This is a genomic window from Streptomyces typhae (genome assembly GCF_009755605.1).
In the GTDB taxonomy this organism is placed as follows: Bacteria; Actinomycetota; Actinomycetes; order Streptomycetales; family Streptomycetaceae; genus Streptomyces; species Streptomyces typhae.
Window position 1 is genome coordinate 141,163 of sequence record NZ_WPNZ01000001.1, and the last position, 15,321, is coordinate 156,483.

16 protein-coding genes are annotated in these 15,321 nt (G+C 71.9%); 8 read left to right on the forward strand and 8 right to left on the reverse strand.

What is annotated here, in order from left to right; genetic code table 11:
• Positions 1-233 precede the first annotated feature (233 nt).
• Positions 234-1,199, forward strand: a complete 966-nt coding sequence (locus GPA10_RS00600; protein WP_157163790.1) for an alpha/beta fold hydrolase — start codon at positions 234-236, stop codon at positions 1,197-1,199.
• On the opposite strand, the gene GPA10_RS00605 is transcribed toward GPA10_RS00600, so the two are convergent.
• Positions 1,193-2,107, reverse strand: a complete 915-nt coding sequence (locus GPA10_RS00605; protein WP_425505632.1) for an NYN domain-containing protein — start codon at positions 2,105-2,107, stop codon at positions 1,193-1,195. The genes GPA10_RS00600 and GPA10_RS00605 overlap by 7 nt on opposite strands.
• Positions 2,108-2,323: 216 nt before the next feature.
• Here GPA10_RS00605 and GPA10_RS00610 point away from each other — a divergent pair, with 216 nt between their 5' ends.
• Positions 2,324-2,476, forward strand: a complete 153-nt coding sequence (locus GPA10_RS00610; protein ID WP_016644538.1) for a hypothetical protein — start codon at positions 2,324-2,326, stop codon at positions 2,474-2,476.
• A gap of 114 nt (positions 2,477-2,590) precedes the next feature.
• Here GPA10_RS00610 and GPA10_RS00615 read toward each other — a convergent pair whose 3' ends face one another.
• The 3 genes from GPA10_RS00615 to GPA10_RS00625 all read right to left on the reverse strand — a co-directional run bounded on the left by GPA10_RS00615 (position 2,591) and on the right by GPA10_RS00625 (position 5,284).
• A complete protein-coding gene (locus GPA10_RS00615) occupies positions 2,591-3,193 on the reverse strand; it encodes a MarC family protein (protein ID WP_058849803.1) in 603 nt (200 codons plus the stop codon).
• A gap of 214 nt (positions 3,194-3,407) precedes the next feature.
• On the reverse strand, positions 3,408-4,283 hold the full coding sequence (locus GPA10_RS00620; protein WP_343040137.1) for a PHP domain-containing protein: 876 nt from the start codon (positions 4,281-4,283) through the stop codon (positions 3,408-3,410).
• A gap of 359 nt (positions 4,284-4,642) precedes the next feature.
• A complete protein-coding gene (locus GPA10_RS00625) occupies positions 4,643-5,284 on the reverse strand; it encodes a DUF6758 family protein (protein WP_058849712.1) in 642 nt (213 codons plus the stop codon).
• Between the two features lie 199 nt (positions 5,285-5,483).
• Here GPA10_RS00625 and GPA10_RS00630 point away from each other — a divergent pair, with 199 nt between their 5' ends.
• The gene (locus tag GPA10_RS00630; RefSeq protein WP_157163791.1) at positions 5,484-6,752 is read left to right on the forward strand and encodes an MFS transporter; all 1,269 of its coding nucleotides are present in this window, start codon (positions 5,484-5,486) and stop codon (positions 6,750-6,752) included.
• Between the two features lie 18 nt (positions 6,753-6,770).
• Here GPA10_RS00630 and GPA10_RS00635 read toward each other — a convergent pair whose 3' ends face one another.
• Positions 6,771-7,355, reverse strand: a complete 585-nt coding sequence (locus GPA10_RS00635; protein ID WP_157163792.1) for a suppressor of fused domain protein — start codon at positions 7,353-7,355, stop codon at positions 6,771-6,773.
• A 487-nt stretch (positions 7,356-7,842) separates the two neighbouring features.
• Here GPA10_RS00635 and GPA10_RS00640 point away from each other — a divergent pair, with 487 nt between their 5' ends.
• Together GPA10_RS00640 and GPA10_RS00645 are read left to right on the forward strand one after the other, a co-directional pair.
• Positions 7,843-8,967 carry a magnesium and cobalt transport protein CorA gene (locus tag GPA10_RS00640; protein ID WP_157163793.1) on the forward strand — a complete coding sequence of 375 codons (1,125 nt, stop codon included), beginning with the start codon at positions 7,843-7,845 and terminating at the stop codon, positions 8,965-8,967.
• 64 nt (positions 8,968-9,031) lie between these two features.
• On the forward strand, positions 9,032-9,547 hold the full coding sequence (locus GPA10_RS00645) for a hypothetical protein (protein ID WP_157163794.1): 516 nt from the start codon (positions 9,032-9,034) through the stop codon (positions 9,545-9,547).
• Positions 9,548-9,586: 39 nt separating this feature from the next.
• Here the strand turns inward: GPA10_RS00645 and GPA10_RS00650 are convergent, their stop codons facing one another.
• Positions 9,587-10,357 (reverse strand): hypothetical protein, encoded by a 771-nt coding sequence (locus tag GPA10_RS00650; protein WP_058849716.1) that lies wholly within the window; start codon positions 10,355-10,357, stop codon positions 9,587-9,589.
• 253 nt (positions 10,358-10,610) lie between these two features.
• Here GPA10_RS00650 and GPA10_RS00655 point away from each other — a divergent pair, with 253 nt between their 5' ends.
• Genes GPA10_RS00655 through GPA10_RS00665 form a run of 3 tightly spaced genes read left to right on the forward strand, consistent with a single transcriptional unit; the run spans position 10,611 to position 13,636 of the window.
• The gene (locus GPA10_RS00655) at positions 10,611-11,888 is read left to right on the forward strand and encodes a magnesium transporter MgtE N-terminal domain-containing protein (protein ID WP_058849717.1); all 1,278 of its coding nucleotides are present in this window, start codon (positions 10,611-10,613) and stop codon (positions 11,886-11,888) included.
• Positions 11,875-12,459, forward strand: a complete 585-nt coding sequence (locus GPA10_RS00660; RefSeq protein ID WP_157163795.1) for a DUF1003 domain-containing protein — start codon at positions 11,875-11,877, stop codon at positions 12,457-12,459. Before GPA10_RS00655 ends, GPA10_RS00660 begins: the two co-directional genes overlap by 14 nt.
• 43 nt (positions 12,460-12,502) lie before the next feature.
• A complete protein-coding gene (locus tag GPA10_RS00665) occupies positions 12,503-13,636 on the forward strand; it encodes an Mrp/NBP35 family ATP-binding protein (protein WP_058849719.1) in 1,134 nt (377 codons plus the stop codon).
• Positions 13,637-13,831: 195 nt separating this feature from the next.
• On the opposite strand, the gene GPA10_RS00670 is transcribed toward GPA10_RS00665, so the two are convergent.
• Positions 13,832-14,506: a hypothetical protein gene (locus GPA10_RS00670; protein WP_058849806.1), complete on the reverse strand. Its 675-nt coding sequence runs from the start codon at positions 14,504-14,506 to the stop codon at positions 13,832-13,834.
• A gap of 255 nt (positions 14,507-14,761) precedes the next feature.
• On the reverse strand, positions 14,762-15,250 hold the full coding sequence (locus tag GPA10_RS00675) for a sec-independent translocase (protein ID WP_058849720.1): 489 nt from the start codon (positions 15,248-15,250) through the stop codon (positions 14,762-14,764).
• Positions 15,251-15,321 lie beyond the last annotated feature (71 nt).

Here is a 15,321-nt window from a genome sequence, read left to right on the forward strand (position 1 = left end):
GTTTTCCTTCCCGCCGCTCCGCGGCGGATGTTTCCCACCCGCCCGCCCGTTACTCCGCATAACGGACACAAGGTACCCAGCCGATGCCTCCCCCCCCCGGGGGCAACCCCCTGTGGGCAGCTGGTCCGCCAGAGGCGGAACGGGTGGGCACAGGCGAAGCCTCCGGGAACCGGGATGTGAGGGGGGCGGGGGCACCCCCCGGCCGCGGGCCCCCGGCCAGTAGCCTCGGGGGCATGAGCCGGCCGCCGACCTTCGTCCCGCCCGCGGGCACCCGCGCGTACAGGCTGCGCACCGCCCGCGGCGACTTCGCCGTGCTCGACACCCGCCCGACCGGCGAGGTCAAGGGCACGGCCCTGCTCCTGCCGGGCTTCACGGGGAGCAAGGAGGACTTCATCGCCCTGCTGCGCCCCCTCGCCGAGGCCGGCTACCGCACCGTCGCCGTGGACGGCCGCGGCCAGTACGAGTCCACGGGCCCGGACGACGTCGCCGCGTACGCGCAGCAGGAGCTGGCCGCGGACGTCCTGGCCCAGGCGGCGGCCGTCCACGGCGACGGCGAGGAGCCCCCGCACCTGCTCGGCCACTCCCTGGGCGGCCTGGTGGCCCGCGCCGCCGTACTCCTCGCGCCCCCGGGCACCTTCGCCTCGCTCACCCTGATGGCGTCGGGCCCGGCCCGCATCTCCCCGTCGCAGCGCACCCGGGCCACGCTCCTGACGGACGCCGTCGCCGCCCACCCCATGGCCGTGGTGTGGGAGGCCATGCAGGCCATGCAGCCGCCACCGGAGGACACCGCTACCGCCACCGGACCGGGGGCCGACACCGCCGCCGTCCCGCGCACCGCCGACACCGACGCCGTCGACGACACCGAAGACACCGACGCCGCCGCACTCCGCGCCCGCTGGCTGCGCAACAACCCGGCCCAGCTCATCGCCACCGGCCACCAGCTCCGCACCGAACCCGACCGCGTCGACGAGCTCGCCGCGGCGCCCCTGCCCAAGCACGTGGTGTCCGGTGAGCGCGACGACACCTGGCCGGTGCCGCTCCTTGACGACATGGCGCGCCGTCTGGGCGCACGCCGCACGGTGGTCGTGGGCGCGGAGCACTCCCCCAACACGGACCGTCCGGAGGCCACCGCGACCGCGCTGGCCGCCTTCTGGGACAGCTGCGCACCGGAGCGGCCCGCAGCGCGCGGTGCTCAGTAGTACTTCTGCAGGTGGTCCCAGAACCCGTCCCGCAGCACCCGCCGCAGGTCCGACTGCCCCCGCAGTGAGTAGTCGAGCAGCCGCTCGGCCTCGACGAGGAGTTCCTGGTCGACCGATCCCGGCAGGTAGGGGTGGCCCGGCAGCAGGCCCACCAGCGCCTCCCGGCCGCGCGCCGAGAGCCACTTCGCGGAGATCTGGGCGCCGACGAAGCGCACGTCGTCCCGTGAGGGCCGGGCCGCCGTGGCCGCGGGTTCGTACGGCGCGGCGGGGCGGCGCGTGACGAACGGCTTGAAGAAGTCCGCGTCGAACGTGCGCTGACTGTCGACCTCCCACAGGAGCGGCTCCGCCTGATTGCGGCCGTCGGGGGCCTCGATGCCCCACAGATGGACGCGTGCGCCGTACCCCTGCGCGGCCTCGACCGCCGACACGAGGTCCTCGTCGCCGCCGATCAGCGCGGCGTCGCTGATGGCCCGGTGCCGGGCGAGGGACTCCAGGTCGGAGCGGATCAGCGAGTCGACGCCCTTCTGCTGGTTGTTGGCGTTGAGGTTGCCGAGGCGGACCTTGACGTCGGGGAGTTCCGCGATCGACTGCTGCTCGGCGGTGTGGATGCGGCGTCTCGCGCCGTCGTACCAGTACACGCGGAGGAGCCTGCTGTCCGCGAAGATCGTGCGCGCCTTGTCGATCAGCGCGTCGATCAGCCCTTCGGCATCGAGCTCGAAGGTCCGCCGGTCCTCGGTGCCCGTCACGAGCCGCCCGGCGGCGGCGTACAGATAGCCGGCGTCCACGAAGATCGCGTGCGTGGACGGGGTCTTGGCCACCTCGACGAGCATGCGCTCCAGGAGTCCGTTGGTGCGCTCGAGCCGCGCGGTGATGCCGCCGCTCTCGTCAATGGTCTCGTCCATGTCCATACAGAACGCATTGTCCCGTCCGTCACACAGCGGGCACAACCGGTGACTGTGACGCAGCGAACACAACAAGCCGCGTTACGGTCACGAAACGCCATATTCATTAGCCACTCGAAAATTTTCTTTAGCGTAGGGAATGTTTGAACGGGTCAAGTCGTTGCACCCCTATGTAGCAAGCAGTTCTCCTTCAGGAGGATCACCAGACGAAGGGAGAAGCCCGTGCGCTTCGAAATCATGCGACTCGACGACGTCGACGGCACCGCCGTGGACACGACCGTCGTGGACGCCGCCTCCGTCAACCGGATCGTGCAGCAAGCCGCGGCCATAGGGCAGCGCCTCTACATCCGTCCGGCCGACGCCTCGGCCTCATAACGCCGCCGACAGGCCTCATCACACACTTCAGAGCCCTGTACGACATCCGGAGCAACCGGTGTCGCACAGGGCTCTGTGCGTGGTGTCGGGCGCGGGTGCGGTCACCCGACCGGCTCAACCGCCGCGGATCACCTGCGTCACGCCGTTGATGATCTGCTGCACCGCGATCGCGGAGAGCATCATGCCGGCGAGCCGGGTCACGAGCACGACTCCGCCGTCCTTGATGACGCGGATGATCAGCAGCGAGAAGCGCATCGCCAGGAACAGCACCACGTGGATCGCGAGGATCGCCGCCCACACCGACACCTGCTCCATGCCGTCGGCGTGCTGCACGGCGAGGATGACCTGCACGATGGCACCGGGCCCCGCGAGCAGCGGCATGCCGAGCGGTACGAGAGCGACGTTCACGTCCTTGGTCTGCTGCGGCTCGTCGGTCTTGCCGGTGAGCAGGTCGAGTGCGACCAGGAGCAGGAGCAGACCACCGGCGATCATCAGGGCCTGGGTGGAGACATGCAGATAGTCGAGGATCTGCTGGCCGATGATGCCGAAGACGGTGATGACCCCGAGGGCCACGCACACCGCCTGGAAGGCCATCTTCTTCTGCACCTTGGCGGGGCGGCCCGCGGTCAGTGCGAGGAAGATCGGCGTGACCCCGGGGGGATCCATGATCACGAAAAGGGTGAGGAAGAGGGAGCCGAAGACGGCGACGTCGAACACAGTGATGGCCTTGCGGAAGAGGGTCGTACGGAACAGCGGGCGCCGGCGCGCCACGCCGAGGGGCGAGAGCGCGCGGACGCTCGCGGGGCGCGCGGAAGGCGTGCGGTGCGCGGAGGGTGGTGCGGGTGCGGGTCCGCTGAGAGCGGTGCGGTGTGGTGCGGCTCGCCGACACGCCGGTGCGCGGTCGGGCGGGTCCGGGGCTCCCGGCGGCTCGTCAGGCGGCCGGGGCTCCGCCCGCGCCCGGCACCGGGAAGGCACCCGTGGCGCGGCGGGTGATCTCGCCGTAGATCTCGGGGTCGGTGGTGAACTCGCCGAGCGAGACGGTCTTGCGGGTGCCGTGGTAGTCGCTGGAGCCCGTGACGAGGAGGCCCAGGTCCGCGGCGAGGGCGCGCAGCCGGGGGCCGGACTCGGGCGCGTACGCCAGTTGCTCCGGGTGGTCGACCTCGATGCCGTCGAGACCCGCCGCGGCCAGTTCGGCTATCGCCGACTCGGGCACGATCCTGCCGCGCTGGGCAGCGGCGGGGTGCGCGAAAACGGTGACGCCGCCCGCGGCCTTGACCAGGCGGATCGCGTCGAACGGGTCGAGTTCGTGCTTCTCGGCGTAGGCGCGGCCGCCGTCGGCGAGCCACTGGGGCGTGAAGGCGTCCGAGACGCTCCCCACCACGCCCAGCTCGACGAGGGCCTCCGCGACGTGGGGGCGGCCCACCGAGCCGTCGCCCGCGATGCGCGCGACCTGCTCCCAGGTCACGGGGACGCCCAGCTCCTGGAGCTTGCGGACCATGGTCTGCGCGCGCGGCACCCGGTCGTCGCGTACGAGTTCGCGCTCCCGGGCCAGCTCCGGCTCGTCGGGGTCGAAGAGGTACGCCAACATGTGCATCCCCACGCCGTCGAGCCGGCAGGACAACTCGGCGCCGGTGACGAGGGTGAGGCCCGGGGGGAGCGCGGCGATCGCCTGCGCATGGCCGCGGGTGGTGTCGTGGTCGGTCAGCGCGATCACGTCCAGGCCCGCGGTGGCCGCGTTGCGGACCAGTTCCGCGGGGGTGTCGGTGCCGTCGGATGCGGTGGAGTGGGTGTGCAGGTCGATACGCACGTAGGGCTCCACGCTTTTCGGGACGGACGGGACGTTGCCCCAAGGATAACGGTCCGCGCCCCGTCGTCCCGCCCACCTCGGGCGCCCCCCGGCCGCCGGGCAGGCTCTTTCCCCCACCCACCCGCCCTTCCATCGGCGCTGCGCGCCTCGTCCTCAATCGCCGGACGGGCTCCAAGCTCCGCCCGGTCCGGCACGGTTCCAGCCCGTCCGGCGATTGCGGACGAGCGCGGAGCGCGACTTCAGCCCGTCCGGCGTTTGAGGACGAGGCGCGGAGCGCCGAAAAACGGGGGCCGGGGCGGAGCCCCGGGATCGGAGTAGGGGTGGGACTGGGGCGCCCCGCGAAGGCCCGGCGCCGCGCCCTACGGCATCAGCAACCGCGGCGACAACGCCCCGCAAGGCAGCAGATCCACCTCGGCCCCGGCGTCCCTCAGGTCCGTCAGGACCATCTCGTCGTACATGAGCAGCCCCGACTGCTCGGGCCAGGCGATGGCCCACAGCCACAGCCCCCGCGCCTCACCGGCGAACACGGCCCGGTCGTCGGGCGCCCCCGGCACGTGCCACATGGCCGTGGGCCGCCCGGCCGCGAGCACCTTGGTCTGGGCGGGCTTGCCTGCGCTCATGGAGGGCCCGGGGTCGGGCCCGTCGATGCCGGCGTACCGGGCGCCGAGCCCGACCCCCAGCTCCTCGGCGACGAGGACGAGCTCACCGACGCCGCCGAGCGGCGCGGGCCCCGAGCAGGCCACCGCGGTGGCCCGCCCGCCGCTGCGGTCGTCACCGGCGCAGACGACACCGGTGAAGAGCCAGCCGACGGGCAGCGGCCAGGGCATCCACACGGGCACCTGGGTGCGGTGCACCACGACCTGGAGGGCCTCGACGCTGGGCGGGATCACGGGTTGCAGCGGGTGCACCGTGCCGTGCACATCGCACTGCCAGGAGTCGGCAAAGAGGCCGGGAGCCCGGACCCGGCCACCACACTTCGGGCAACTGGGTTCGCCCCTCATAGCGCCCAACGGTCCTCCCCGGGCGGCCCCCCGTCAAGGACGATCACCCGTCCGGAGGCCGCCTCCACCACACCGCCCGCCGCTTTCCCGGCCCCACCACCGGACCCGAAGTAGATGTAACTTGCATTAGTTAGCTCAGCTAACTTATTATATGCATACGACAACGATCTACGTCCGGAAGCACGCGAAGGAGCTGCGGATGACCACCCCCGCACACGGAGAGCACAGCCCACACGGAGCGCACGAGGACCCCTTCGACGCCGGGGCCGGAGGCCTGCTGCGGCAGCCGAAGGCGGTGTGGGCCACGGCGGGCGCCTCCGTCGTGGCGTTCATGGGCATCGGCCTCGTCGATCCGATCCTGCCGTCCATCGCCAGGGGCCTGGACGCGACGCCGAGCCAGGTCTCCCTCCTGTTCACCTCGTACTTCCTGATCACCGCCGTCGCGATGCTGGTGACCGGTTTCGTCTCCAGCCGCATCGGCGGCAAGAAGACCCTGCTCGCCGGGCTCGCGCTCGTGGTGGTGTTCGCCGGGCTCGCGGGCACGTCCGGGTCGGTCGGTGAACTGGTCGGGTTCCGCGCGGGCTGGGGGCTCGGCAACGCGCTGTTCGTGTCGACCGCGCTCGCCGTCATCGTCGGCGCCGCCGCCGGGGGCAGCGCGGCCGCGATCCTGCTCTACGAGTCCGCGCTCGGCCTCGGCATGGCCTGCGGCCCCCTGCTCGGCGCGCTGCTCGGCGACGCGAGCTGGCGGTACCCGTTCTTCGGCACCGCGGTCCTGATGGCCGTCGGGTTCCTGTGCATCACGGCGTTCCTGAAGGAGCAGCCGAAGCCCGCCCGCAAGACCTCGCTGCTCGACCCGATCAAGGCGCTCGGCCACGGCGGTCTCGCCTCGGCCGCGGCGTCCGCGTTCTTCTACAACTACACGTTCTTCACGGTCCTGGCCTTCACGCCGTTCGTCCTGGACATGAGCCCGTACCGCTCGGGCGCGGTGTTCTTCGCCTGGGGCCTGCTGCTCGCGGTGTTCTCGGTGCTCGTGGCGCCGCGGCTGCAGAGGCGGTTCGGCTCCCTGAAGGTGCTCGGCGGGTCGCTGGTGCTGCTCGCCGCGGACGTCCTGGTCCTCGGCTACGGCAGCCACACCACCGCCGTCGTCTGCACCGTCCTGTCCGGCGCCTTCATCGGCGTGAACAACACCGTCTACACGGAGCTGGCACTCGGCGTCTCGGACGCGCCGCGGCCCGTGGCGAGCGCCGGCTACAACTTCGTGCGCTGGTTCGCGGCCGCCGCGGCCCCGTACTTCGCGCCGAAGATCGAGGAGTGGAGCGACATCCACATCCCGTTCGTCGTCGCCGCCGTCACGGCGCTGCTCGGCGCGGGCGTGGTGTGGGCGCGCCGCGCCGCGCTCACCCACGAGGCCGAGGAGCTGGAGCCGCGGCACGCGACCGAGGACGGCGTGACCGTCTTCGCCAACTGACCCGGCGGAAGCGGACGTTCAGTCCAGCGGTACGGACTTGCGCAGCGGATCGCGCAGGTCCGTGCCGCTGGTGAGCCAGCGCTCCTGGAGCGCGGCCGCCCCGTGCACCCGCTTCCACGCCGCCTCGTTGGGCGTCATGGGGAGCAGCGGCAGGAAACGTACGGGATCCATCGGCTCGTCGAGTTCCAGGTCCGCCACCAGACCGCCGGACTCCGCGACGAGGACCGAGGTGGACGACGTCCCCGGCCACAGCGGCTCCCCCACGTCGAGGGAGGCGCCCGGCGCGACCACGACCCCCTCCACCTGCGGCGAGGCGGCGAGCACGGCGAGCGGGCGCAGCACCTTGTCCGTCTCGGCGACGCCACCGCGTACGGAGAGGACCAGCTCCGCGCGCGGGCCCCGCACCGGGTCGCTGAGCGCGGCCGTGGGGTCGGTCATCGGGCGGGCGGACATGCCGAGCGTGGCGTACCGCACGACGTCCCCGGCCGGGAAGCGCAGCACCTCGATGCGGTCCGTACCGAGGAACGTCACCGCCGCGCGCGCGTCCGGTTCCCCGAGGGAGTCGCGGAGCCTGGCCTCGACCGGAGCAAGAACATCAGCCATGACGCGAGCATAGAACTCATCAGTGATGGGTAAAGGTTGGGGCTTGACGCACCGGTCGGCTGATACTGTTGGCCGCTGGCACCCGGGCAGCACGCAGAAGCGTCGCCTTCAAGCCCGGACGCAGGAGACGGCGCTACGCGCCTGGGACTTCCCCCACGGGGGACCGGCCGGAGGAGGTGGGGCTGCAGTGGATCGAAGTCGACCGTGCAGTACCACTCGCTCTTCCGCCCGCTGAATCTCCCGCAGCAGCGTCGCTGCGGCCGTGCGCTCGGCCTCCCGTGGACCAGTGACCACTCGTCCGCACCCGGCGTGCGCACGCAAGACGGAAGAGCACCGCGTTTCACCTGATCTGCATCAGTAGCGTTGCTGCCACCGCGACGGTGCGGTGCTCCCCGCTTTGTGGACGTGCCACAGGCACCAGCAGGACGTCCCCATTCCGGGCAGTTCCACCCGCCGCAGGCGGCCCTTTCGTCGAAGGAGCCTGCCCATGTCGATGATCCGCGACCTGCGTGACGCCGTCCGCCCCTCCCTGCGCAAGGACAGCGCCTCCTACAGCTCGTACGACACCACCCGCGACCCCCGCTCCGTCTCCGCCGTCGTGGACTGCGCCGTCTACCGCGACGGCCGCCGCGTCGCCTGCGACACGACCGACGAGACGCTCACGCCGCACGAGGCGATGCTCCAGGTGCGCCGTGACGGCGGCTTCGCGTGGATCGGTCTGCACGAGCCCACGGAGGCCGAGTTCGCCGGGATCGCCGCCGAGTTCGGACTGCACCCGCTCGCCGTGGAGGACGCGGTCCACGCCCACCAGCGTCCCAAGCTGGAGCGGTACGACGACACGCTGTTCACGGTCTTCAAGACCATCCACTACGTGGAGCACGCCGAGCTGACCGCCACCAGTGAGATCGTCGAGACCGGCGAAGTCATGTGCTTCACCGGCCGGGACTTCTTCATCACGGTGCGGCACGGCGGACACGGCTCGCTGCGCGCGCTGCGGCGCCGCCTCCAGGACGAGCCGGAGCTGCTCGCCAAGGGCCCCTCGTCGGTCCTGCACACCATCGCCGACCACGTCGTGGACGGCTATCTGGCCGTCGCCGACGCCATGCAGGTCGACATCGACGACGTCGAGAACGAGGTCTTCGCCGCCACCGGCAAAGGCGTCTCGCGCGGTGTGGACGCCGGCCGGATCTACCAGCTCAAGCGGGAGGTCCTGGAGTTCAAGCGGGCCGTGCAGCCGCTCCTTCGGCCCATGCAGCTGCTGAGCGAGCGGCCGATGCGGCTCGTCGACCCCGACATCCAGAAGTACTTCCGCGACGTCGCCGACCACCTCGCGCGCGTCCAGGAGCAGGTGCTCGGCTTCGACGAACTGCTCAACTCCATCCTCCAGGCCAACCTCGCGCAGGCCGCCGTCGCGCAGAACGAGGACATGCGCAAGATCACGTCCTGGGCGGCCATCATCGCCGTGCCCACGGCCGTCTGCGGTGTCTACGGCATGAACTTCGACCACATGCCGGAGCTGCACTGGCGGTTCGGCTACCCGATGGTGCTCGGCTTCATCGGCGTCGTCTGCTGGTCGATCCACCGCACCCTGAAGCGCAACGGCTGGCTGTAGGGCCGGTCCGGCGGCACCTCCCGCTCCCTCGGCCCCGCCCGCGCGGCCGGACTACAGTGACCGCATGACTGCTGCCACTGACGCGCTGTACGGCCGCGCCCTCGTCGAGGAGGCCACGAAGAAGTCGGGGCTCATCTGGGTCGGCGGCCCGGGACCCGTGCGCGCGCTGTGGCACGTGTGGGCCGACGGCGCCGCCCATGTCGTCGGCGACGGCCCCGGTGAGCAGCCGCTGCCGGACCTCGTCGACGGGGCACGCGCCGACGTCACCGTACGCAGCAAGGACAAGGGCGGCCGGGTGGTCTCCTGGACGGCCGCGGTGACCGAGCTCGCGCCGCGCTCCGAGGCCTGGGAGGCCGCCGTCGCCGAGCTGAAGGGCAAGCGCCTCAACGCGCCCGACGGCGAGCTCATGGTGGAGCGCTGGGCCGAGCAGTGCCGGGTGCTGCGGCTCACCCCCGAGGACGCGCGCACGGACCTGCCGGACGGCTCCCTCGCGGCGGTCCCGCTGCCCACGCCGGCGACGACCCGCGAGCCGGTGCCCGCTGCGCTGCCGCGGCTCCTGTTCAAGCGCAAGCAGCGCTGAGCCGCACCGGCGCCGGGCCCCACCCGCGCCGGGCGCCCCTCACGACGTCGGCAGCTGCTTGCCGTAGTCCACCGTCTCGTTCAGGCCCGGCTCCTCCAGGGGGAAGTCCTTGCCCCACTCGGTGAGCCGCAGCGTGCCCGCGTCGCCCGCCCGCTGGAGGCGCTGCGGATAGGGCGTGCCCGCCAGGGAGACGTCCAGGGTGCCGCCCGCGCCCTCGTCGCCCGCGATCCTGATGACGCGCCGGGCACCGGACCCGACGCGGTCGCCCTTGGACAGCGTCCCGTGCAGCGTGAGCGTGCCGTCCAGCATCAGGCCCTTGTCGGTGAAGCCGCTGAGCTGCTGGTAGGCGGGGTCCCCGGGCGGCACCTTCACATACTTCCCGCCGAGCTTCTCGGCCGCCGCCCGGTCCGCCGGGGACCCCTCGCCCTCGCCACCCGACTCGCCCTGATGTGTCCAGAAATCGGTGTCGGCCTTCAGATACAGGTGCTTGTCGACCCGCAGCAGCTGGAAGGTTCCTCCTTTGGACGTCACCGAGCCGGTGCCGCCGGAGTCCTTCAGACGCATGTCCAGCTTGTACGTCCGGCCCTTGCTGACGAGCGTCCCGGAGAGCCGTACCGCCGTCGCGCCCTTGGCGGCCTGCTGCGTCTTGCCCTGGATCTTCGTCGCGGACAGCTTGCCCACGCCGTTCGTGCCCGCGTCCGGGTCCTCGCTGCCGCCGCCGCAGCCCGTCAGGCCCGCGCCGCCCACCACGAGCCCGGCGCACACCGCGCCCACCCAGGCGGCCCTTCGCGTACGGCGGGCCTGTCGCATCGCAGTCACAGGTGGCGCTGCCTCTCGTGCGGACGTCCTCTACGACCCAGGCCTGAGCGGACCACGGCCTGGCGTACCGCAGCGTACCGGTGCCGTCCGGGTGACTCCGAGCCAGTCCGTCCGGACGCCCCACCAGGGCGGATGCGCCCGGTACCGGCTAGCCTGAGGCCCGTACGAAAGGCCGTACAAATGGCTGCAAAGAGCGACATGGCCCGGCGGACGAACAGAAGCGAGCAGCGAGGAGGCGCCGCACATGGCAGGGAGCGCGCCCCGGATCTTCGTCTCGCACCTCGCCGGCACGGCCGTCTTCGACCCGAACGGCGACCAGATGGGCCGGGTGCGCGATCTGGTCGCCATGCTCAGGACCGACCGCAGACCGCCGCGGCTGCTCGGCTTCGTCGTCGAACTGACCACGCGGCGGCGCATCTTCCTGCCCATCACGCGGGTTACCGGCATCGAGTCGGGCCAGGTCATCACGACCGGCGTCCTGAACGTGCAGCGCTTCGAGCGGCGGCCCACGGAGCGCCTCGTCATCGGCGAGATGCTGGACCGCCGGGTCACCCTGGTGGAGAGCGGCGAGGAGGTCACCGTCCTCGACGTGTCCGTGCGCCGGCTCCCGGCCCGCAGGGACTGGGAGGTGGACCGGCTCTTCGTCCGCAAGGGCAGGGGCGGGGCGTTCCGGCGCAAGGGCGAGGCGCTGACCGTCGACTGGTCCGCCGTCGCGGGGTTCTCCCTGGAGGAGCACGGCCAGGGCGCCGAGCGGCTGCTCGCCACCTTCGAGCAGCTGCGCCCCGCCGACCTCGCCAACGTGCTGCACCACCTGTCGCCGAAGCGGCGCGCCGAGGTCGCCGCCGCCCTCGCCGACGACCGGCTCGCCGATGTCCTCGAAGAGCTCCCCGAGGACGACCAGATCGAGATCCTCGGCAAGCTCCAGGAGGAACGCGCCGCCGACGTCCTGGAGGCCATGGACCCCGACGACGCCGCCGACCTGCTCGCCGAGCTGCCCGAGGACGACAAGGAGCGTCTGCTCACCCTGATGCAGCCGGACGACGCCGCCGACGTGCGCCGTCTCATGGCGTACGAGGAGCGCACGGCGGGCGGTCTGATGACGACCGAGCCGATCGTGCTGCGCCCGGACGCCACCGTCGCGGACGCCCTCGCCCGGGTGCGCAACCGGGACCTGTCCCCCGCGCTCGCCGCGCAGGTGTACGTGTGCCGGCCGCCGGACGAGACCCCGACCGGCAAGTACCTGGGCACGGTGCACTTCCAGCGGCTGCTCCGCGACCCCCCGTACACGCTGGTCGGCGCGATCATCGACGACGACCTCAGGCCGCTGCGGCCGGACGCCGAGCTGCCGGTGGTGGCGGGCTTCTTCGCCGCGTACGACATGGTCTCGGCGCCGGTGGTCGACGAGGGCGGCTCGCTGCTCGGCGCGGTCACCGTCGACGACGTGCTCGACCACATGCTGCCCGACGACTGGCGCGAGACGGAGCTTCACCTCCAGGAGGGGACGGGTCATGGCGGCGCCTGAACGGGAGCGGGAGGGGCGGGCCCGGGAGCGGGAACGGGAGCGGGAGGGGCGGGGCCGGGGGCGGTTCCGGCTCGACCAGCCGCGGCCGCCGCGCCGCAAGCTGCTCCCCGACTACGACCCGGAGGCGTTCGGGCGGCTCTCGGAGCGGATCGCGCGGTTCCTCGGCACCGGGCGCTTCATCGTCTGGATGACGGTCGTCATCATCATGTGGGTCGTCTGGAACGTCTCCGCCCCCGACCACCTGCGCTTCGACAGCTACCCCTTCATCTTCCTGACCCTGATGCTGTCCCTCCAGGCCTCGTACGCGGCGCCGCTGATCCTGCTCGCGCAGAACCGCCAGGACGACCGCGACCGCGTCACCCACGAGCAGGACCGCAAGCGCAACGAGCGGTCCATCGCGGACACCGAGTACCTCACCCGGGAGATCGCCGCCCTGCGCCTGGGCCTCGGCGAGGTCGCCACCCGCGACTGGATCCGCTCCGAACTCCAGGACCTGGTCAAGGAGCTGGAGGAGCAGCAGCCCGTATTCCCGGCCGAGAGCGGCCGACCGCGTGATGTAGGCGACCGCTGAGAGACCTTCCCGGCCCCCTGCTACTGGGCCGTACCATCTCCTTATGGCTACGGAAGACGCGGTGCGCGAAGCACTGGCGACGGTGAACGACCCCGAGATCCAGCGACCCATCACCGAACTGGGGATGGTCAAATCGGTGGAGATCGGCGCCGACGGCGCGGTCGCCGTCACCGTCTACCTGACGGTCTCCGGCTGCCCGATGCGCGACACGATCACGAAGAACGTGACGGACGCGGTCGCGGCCGTCGAGGGCGTCACGCGCGTCGACGTCACCCTGGACGTGATGAGCGACGAGCAGCGCAAGGAGCTGGCCACGGCGCTGCGCGGCGGCCAGGCCGACCGCGAGGTGCCGTTCGCCAAGCCGGGCTCGCTGACCCGGGTGTACGCGGTCGCCTCCGGCAAGGGCGGCGTCGGCAAGTCGTCGGTCACGGTGAACCTGGCGGCGGCGATGGCGGCCGACGGCCTCAAGGTCGGCGTGGTCGACGCCGACATCTACGGCCACTCGGTGCCGCGCATGCTCGGCGCGGACGGCCGCCCCACCCAGGTCGAGAACATGATCATGCCGCCGTCGGCGAACGGCGTGAAGGTCATCTCCATCGGCATGTTCACGCCCGGCAACGCACCGGTGGTGTGGCGCGGCCCGATGCTGCACCGCGCGCTCCAGCAGTTCCTCGCGGACGTCTTCTGGGGCGACCTGGACGTGCTGCTCCTGGACCTGCCGCCGGGCACGGGCGACATCGCGATCTCCGTCGCCCAGCTCGTCCCGAACGCCGAGATCCTGGTCGTCACCACCCCGCAGCAGGCCGCCGCCGAGGTCGCCGAGCGCGCGGGCTCCATCGCCGTGCAGACCCATCAGAAGATCGTCGGCGTGGTCGAGAACATGTCGGGGCTGCCCTGCCCGCACTGCGACGAGATGGTCGACGTGTTCGGCACCGGAGGCGGCCAGAAGGTCGCGGAGGGCCTGACGAGGACCACGGGCGCGACGGTTCCTGTGCTCGGGTCCATCCCGATCGACGTACGGCTCCGCGAGGGCGGGGACGAGGGGAAGCCCGTCGTCCTCTCCGACCCGGAGTCGCCCGCGGGGGCGGCGCTGCGGGCCATCGCCGGGAAGCTCGGCGGGCGCCAGCGGGGGCTGTCCGGGATGTCGCTGGGGATCACGCCGCGGAACAAGTTCTGACTGAGCGTTTCGCCCTGTGAGCGGTTTCCCGCACGCGCCCGCCCGTTCATGGCGCTGCGCGCCCGCGCTCATCGCGCCGCGCACCCGCCCGTCATCGCGCCGCGCGCTCGGCCGTTCATCGTGCCGCGCGCTCGTCCCCGAACGCCGGGCGGTCCGGCTCCGGCCCGCCCGGCGCTCAGCACTGGAATCGCGCGGCTACTTCGCCTCGTACGAGGTGATGTCCTGCACCACCGAGAAGCCCAGGCCGTACGCGCTCATTCCGCGTCCGTACGCCCCCAGGTGCACGCCCTCCTTGGTGGAGCCCGCGAGGACCCAGCCGTACTCGGACTCCCGGTAGTGGAACGAGGTCGGCTCCCCGTCCACGGGCAGGGAGAGGGTCGACCAGTCGGACCCGTCCAGGTCGTCGGCGAGGACCCAGGCGGTCTCGGTCTGCTGGTCGAGCCAGTCGTCCCGCAGGCTGTGGTCCATCTGGCCGGGCCAGGTGAGGGACAGCAGGCCCACACCGGCCAGCCACGCCGCGGAGGACACCGAGGTCGCCTCCAGGACACCGGTGCCGTCGCCGCTGCGGCGCACCGGGTTGGCGGCGACGCTCACCACGACCGCGAACCGCTCCTTGTCGCCGGTCCCGAACGTCCCTTCGGCGCGCACCGACGGCTCGTCCCCGTGACCGATGGAGCCGTGCTCCACGGCCCCGTCCGCGCCGGTGCCCACCTGCATCAGCCAGCGCGGTCCCGTGAAGGCCTCGTCCAGGCCGTACCAGGGGAAGGGCGCCAGCAGGTAGCCGTCGACCGTGCGCCGGGCGGAGGGCGCGGCCTGCGCGGCGCCCTCCGCGTCTGGCGCCTGCGCGCCCACCCGACTTGTCGTCTCCATGTACCCGGCCGCCTCCTCGCTCTCGTCGGTCCGGAGCGGCCCGCCCCCCTCGGGCGTCCTCACGCCGGACAACAAGGCAGGATAGCCACACCGATTCCGGATGCCGGTAAACCGGTGGGCGACAGGGGTGTCCGCAGCGCCATCGACGATGCCGTGGCGCACGCCGGAGCGCGGACGAGGGACGGCGCGGGCGCACACTCCCGCAGGGCCGGCGCGGGTCCCGCCCGGTGGTTCCGGAGGGTTCCGGGACGGAGGTCAGGTGGCGTCGGCGTCGAACGGCGGCGGGTCCCCGGCCGCGGGTTTGCCCGGCTCGGGGCGCTTTTCCATGTCGACGCGGTCGCCTCGGCCGCTGCTGGAGCCGTTGGCCGACGCGGTGCCGGAACCGGCGGTCCTGCTGCCGGAGTCGTCGGCGGAATCGCTGTCGCGGCCGTGCACGGCGTCCGCGACTTCGGCCATTTCCTTCTTCAGGTCGAAGCCGTTGCGGATCTCCTTCAGACCGAGGTCGTCGTTCTCCAGCTGTTTGCGGATGAACTTCTTCGGGTTCAGGTCCTCGAACTCGAAGTCCTTGAACTCCGGTCCCAGTTCATTCCGTATGTCCTGCTTGGCGCTGTCGGAGAACTGCCGGATCTTGCGGATGGTGCGGGACACGTCCTGAATCAGCTTCGGCAGCTTGTCCGGTCCGAAGATCAGCACGGCGAGGATGATCAGCGTCACTATCTCGAGTGCGCCAATGTCGTTGAACACCTTGAAGACTCCTTGCCGTCCGGACCGGTTCTACGGTACCCGCCGCGGCTGTCCGTCCGGTAGCCGCAGGG